This window comes from Pseudonocardia kujensis (assembly GCF_021283305.1).
GTDB lineage: Bacteria > Actinomycetota > Actinomycetes > Mycobacteriales > Pseudonocardiaceae > Pseudonocardia > Pseudonocardia kujensis.
On sequence record NZ_JAJSOK010000136.1, the window covers coordinates 1 to 4,920 of the forward strand.

Below are 4,920 nucleotides of genomic sequence, written 5' to 3' on the forward strand. Positions count from 1 at the left end.
GTCGACCAGGAACGCCGTGGCGGGGATCCCGTGCGAGACGAAGAACAGCCCCGCCCGGTTCTGCTCCACGTAGTCCTTCAGCATGTTCAGCACGGCGCCCTGCACCGAGACGTCGAGCGCCGACACGGAACCTGCTGGCCGCCGGGCTCACCCTGTTCCTCTACCGCCTGCAGTTCGGCGGCACCCAGCCCACGACGGTGAAGATGGAGCCGTACGCGGTGCCGCTGCTGTCGGACATCCCCGGCATCGGACCGGTGCTGTTCCACCAGCTGCCGCTGGTCTACCTCGCCTACGTGCTCGGCCCGGTCGTCGCGTACCTGCTCTACCGGAGCAGACGGGGCCTGCGGCTGCGTTCGGCCGGGGAGAAGCCCGAGGTGCTGGACTCGACCGGTGTGGACGTGGCGCGGGTGCAGTGGAGCGCCGTCCTCGCCGCCGGCGCCCTCGCCGGGCTCGCCGGAGCGTTCCTGTCCGTGGGCCAGGTCGGGCTGTTCGCCGAGAACATGACCGCCGGACGCGGGTTCCTCGCGCTCGCCGCCGTGGTCTTCGGGCAGTGGCGGCCCTACGGCGTGGTCGCGGCCTGCCTGGTCTTCGGCTTCACCGACGCTCTCCAGCTGCGCCTGCAGTCGATGGGTGCGGTGCCGCAGCAGGTGTGGATCGCGCTGGTCGCACTCGGGCTCGTGATCGGCGCCGTCGGGGCGTGGCGGGCCCGGCGCTCGGGTTCGCCGCTGCGGTGGGTGCTGCTCGGGGCGGTGCTGTGTGTCGTGGTGGGGACCCTGGGAGCGGCCCTCGTGCCCGGTTTCGCGCTGCCGTCGCAGTTCTGGCTGAGCCTGCCCTACGTGCTCAGCCTGGTCGCACTCGCCGCCTCGGCCCGGCGGGTCCGCGCCCCCGCCATGCTCGGGCGGGTGCTCCCCGTCCGAGGCTGAGCACACCCGAGACGAGGGCCCCGCAGCCGATCGGCTGCGGGGCCCTCGTTCGAGCGCGGAGATCAGAGATGGCCCTCGTCGCGCAGGCACTCCGCGAACGCGGTGACGGTCGCCAGCCTGCTGTCGGCGTCCCCGCCGAGCGGGAACACCGCCATGCTGTCGATGCCCAGCTTGTCCAGCGTGCGGATGTGCTCGCGGGCCGCGGCCCGGTTGCCGGACAGAGACATCCGGCGCACGAAATCGTCGGGCAGGAGCGCCGCTGCTCTCTCCGCCTCCTGGAACTCCCCGCCCGCGTACTGGGCACGGACCTGCTCGACGAGCTCCGGGGACAGGCCCGCGAGCCCGCAGTAGACCGGCGCCGTCATCGGGAACCACGCGGCGATCGTGCGGCCGGCGGCGAGGGCGACGTCCTCGTCCTCGTCGATCGCACCGTAGGCGAAGACCGTGATCTTCGGACGCGAGTCCCGGCCCGCCAGGTCCACGCCCCGGTCGATGTGCTCCAGGGCGTAGGTCAGCCCGTCCGGGTGCAGGCCCGCCAGCAGGATGACGCCGTCGGCCACCCGCCCGGCCAACTCCAGAGTCTTCGGGCCGCTCGCCGAGATGTAGACGGGGATGTCCTGGCGAGCCGGGAAGCGCAGGTGCGCGTCGTCGAGGGTGAACCCGCGCGCAATCATGTCGACGTGCTCGCCGGTCCACAGGCTGCGGGCGGCGGTGATGGCGTCCTCCAGCAGGGCGAGCCGCGCGGGCTTGAGGCCGAGTGCCTCCAGCGGCCGGTCACCCGCGCCGATGCCGTAGACCGCGCGACCGCCGGAGATCTCGTCGATCGTCGAGATCCCAACGGCCGCCATGGCCGGGTGCCGCGTCACCGGGTTGGTGACCGCGGTGCCCAGCCGCAGGCGCTGCGAGTTCGTCGCCGCAAGGGTGAGGTAGGAGTAGCAGTAGCGGGAGTGGAGGGACGAGTCGGTGAGCCAGAGGTCGGCGATGCCGACCTCCTCGACCCGCCGGACCATCGAGACGAACTGCTCGGGTGCGTAGACCGGCTGGAGCGCGACGCCGCCGTACATGTGGGGAACCTTCCGGAGTGATGGTCAGATGACGGGCCAGGCCGGCGCCGGGTCGATGCCGATCTTCTTGAGGATCCTGCGGTCGGTGGCCTCGACCTCCTCGCGCAGGGCGTCCTCGTCGAACACGGTGCTCTTCTTGTTTTCCAGCACCACCTGTCCGCCGATGAGGACCGTGTCGACCGAGTGGCCGGTGACCCCGTAGGCGAGGTTGGCGATGGGGTTGTGCAGGGGGCGCCAGTCGTAGTCGTTCGTGTCGAACACGACGAGGTCGGCCTGCTTGCCGACCTCCAGGGACCCGGTGACGTCGTCGAACCGCAGGGCCCGAGCACCGCCCAGGGTGCCCAGCTCGACGGCGGTCTCTGCGCTGACGGCCGTGGGATCCTCCCGGGCATCGCGCGGCAGCAGCGCGGCGAGGTAGATGGCGCGGCAGATGTCCTGGTGGTTCGAGCAGTTCTCCGCGTCCGTGCCCAGGCCCATCGGGACGCCCGCGGCGATCAGCTCAGGCCACTTGCTGTGTTGGGTGGTCCCCTTGGCCAGCTTCAGCGCCGTGCTGGGGTTCCACGAGACGGTCGCGCCGGTGTCCGCGATGGCGGCCACGTCCTCCAGGTCGAGGCTCGTGACGTGGTTGAGCAGGGTGTACGGGTTCAGCGCCTTGATGCTGGCGGTGTGCTGGATCGGGCGCTCGCCGAAGACCTGCAGCTCGAGGGCCACCTCACGCTCGCTGGTCGACTTGTGCTGCACCGCGAGGGTCTGCGACTCCTCGGCCAGCCGAGCGGCGGCGACGGTCAGCTCGTCGGAGCAGGTGGTCACACCCTCGACGCACACGGCCGGGCGGATCCGCTCGTTGCCGAAGGCCTGCACGGTCTCCAGGCCGTGCTCGAGGCGCTTGATCGCGGCGGCGGTGTCGAGCGCCAGCCAGTCCGGCAGGCCGGCGTCCCCGCCGGAGCCGCGCTGGTCCCACGTCCACAGGCCGATGCGCGCGCGCATGCCGGACTCGGCGATGGCGGGAAGAACGGCGTCGATGTGGTTGCAGCCGGGCTCCTCGAACAGCGTGGTGCCGTTGCGGATCATCTCGGCCGTGGCGTGGCGCGCGTAGACGTTCATGTCCTCGGGCCCGAGCGACGAGAACGACGGGTAGATGAAGCGACGCAGGGACTCCAGCGTGGTGCCACCCTCGGGCATCGCACCCTTCGCGCAGCACAGCAGGTGCCGGTGGCCGTTGGCCATGCTGGGCAGCACGACGGCCTCCGGTCGGTCGATCCGCCGAGCGGGCCGGTAAGCCCGGTCCAGCTCCACGGCCTTGCCGACGGCGACGATGACGCCGTCGGCCACCGCGACGGCACCGTCCCGGACGATCCGCCGCTCGGCGTCCACCGTGATCACCCACCCGGCCGTGACAAGCAGATCGCAGGACGCTGGGGACGCGGTGGGGTCTGTCATGAAAACTCCAGAGGCAGGGAGCACTTGAGATCGCAAAACTCCCTCAGTCCTCATGGACGTGTCAAGAGTCCACCACTGACGCCACTCCCCTCGCGTGTTACCAGTACGTAACTCCTGTTCAATGCGCCAACCCGACTCGCCACATCGGTCTTGCCAGCTATAGATCTTGAGATCTCATTTCTGTGTGAACTCTTCAACGCGCCCTGCAGGCGCGATCACCACCCAGTACCGCTGGGCCGACGACCAGAAGGTCGACGGCAAGTCCGGCCGGTTCTCGGACGTGACCAATCCGGCGACGGGCGAGGTCACCGCGTCGCTGCCGTTGGCGTCGGAGGAGGAGGCCGCGGAGGTGATCGCGGCGGCGAAGGCGGCGTTCCCGGCCTGGCGCGACACCTCGCTGGCCAAGCGCACCCAGGTCCTGTTCCGCTTCCGCGAGCTGCTGAACGAGCGCTCCGGCGAGCTCGCGTCGATCATCACGTGGGAGCACGGCAAGGTCCTCTCTGATGCGGCCGGCGAGGTCGCGCGAGGCCAGGAGGTCGTCGAGTTCGCGTGTGGCGCCCCGCACCTGTTGAAGGGTTCGGCGACGGAGAACGCCTCGACCGGTGTGGACGTGGCCTCGATCCGCCAGCCGCTGGGCGTGGTGGGGATCATCTCGCCGTTCAACTTCCCGGCCATGGTGCCGATGTGGTTCTTCCCGGTCGCGATCGCCGCGGGCAACACCGTGGTGCTCAAGCCCTCGGAGAAGGTCCCCACCGCGGCGCTGTGGATCGCCGAGCTGTGGCGCGAGGCGGGGCTGCCCGACGGCGTGTTCAACGTCCTCAACGGCGACAAGACCGCGGTCGACGCGCTGCTGACCTCGCCCGGCGTGAAGTCGATCAGCTTCGTCGGGTCGACCCCGATCGCGCGGTACGTGTACGAGACCGGCACGGCGCACGGCAAGCGGGTGCAGGCGCTGGGTGGGGCGAAGAACCACATGGTGGTGCTGCCCGACGCCGATCTCGACCTGGCCGCGGACCAGGCGATCAACGCCGGGTTCGGTTCGGCGGGTGAGCGCTGCATGGCGATCTCGGCGCTGGTCGCGGTGGGCGACATCGCCGACGAGCTCGTCGGGAAGATCAAGTCGCGGGCCGAGGCGCTGCGCACCGGGGACGGGCGGCGGGGCTGCGACATGGGCCCCCTGGTCACCTCGGTGGCCAAGGACCGGGTGTCGGGCTACATCGACGCGGGCGAGGCGGCCGGGGCGACGCTGGTGGTCGACGGCCGGCAGGGCTCGTTCGACGCCGACGGGGCCGGGTTCTTCGTGGGCCCGACGCTGTTCGACAACGTGCGCACCGACATGAGCATCTACACCGACGAGATCTTCGGCCCGGTGCTGTCGGTGGTGCGGGTGGACTCCTACGCCGACGCCGTGGAGCTGATCAACGCCAACCCGTACGGGAACGGGACGGCGATCTTCACCAACGACGGCGGCGCGGCGCGCAAGTTCCAGAACG

4 protein-coding genes are annotated in these 4,920 nt (G+C 70.6%); 2 read left to right on the forward strand and 2 right to left on the reverse strand.

Annotated features, from left to right (window positions below; all coding sequences use genetic code 11):
• Positions 1–167: 167 nt before the first annotated feature.
• Positions 168–923, forward strand: coding sequence for an ABC transporter permease subunit (locus LWC35_RS38515; RefSeq protein WP_232875540.1), 756 nt, complete (start codon positions 168–170; stop codon positions 921–923).
• Positions 924–985: 62 nt separating this feature from the next.
• On the opposite strand, the gene LWC35_RS38520 is transcribed toward LWC35_RS38515, so the two are convergent.
• Together LWC35_RS38520 and LWC35_RS38525 are read right to left on the reverse strand one after the other, a co-directional pair.
• Positions 986–1,987 (reverse strand): LLM class flavin-dependent oxidoreductase, encoded by a 1,002-nt coding sequence (locus LWC35_RS38520; protein ID WP_232875537.1) that lies wholly within the window; start codon positions 1,985–1,987, stop codon positions 986–988.
• A gap of 24 nt (positions 1,988–2,011) precedes the next feature.
• Positions 2,012–3,427, reverse strand: coding sequence for an amidohydrolase family protein (locus tag LWC35_RS38525; RefSeq protein ID WP_232875538.1), 1,416 nt, complete (start codon positions 3,425–3,427; stop codon positions 2,012–2,014).
• A 214-nt stretch (positions 3,428–3,641) separates the two neighbouring features.
• Between LWC35_RS38525 and LWC35_RS38530 the strand changes: the two genes are divergently transcribed.
• On the forward strand, positions 3,642–4,920 hold a 1,279-nt coding region (locus LWC35_RS38530; RefSeq protein ID WP_372463178.1), incomplete at its 3' end, for a CoA-acylating methylmalonate-semialdehyde dehydrogenase.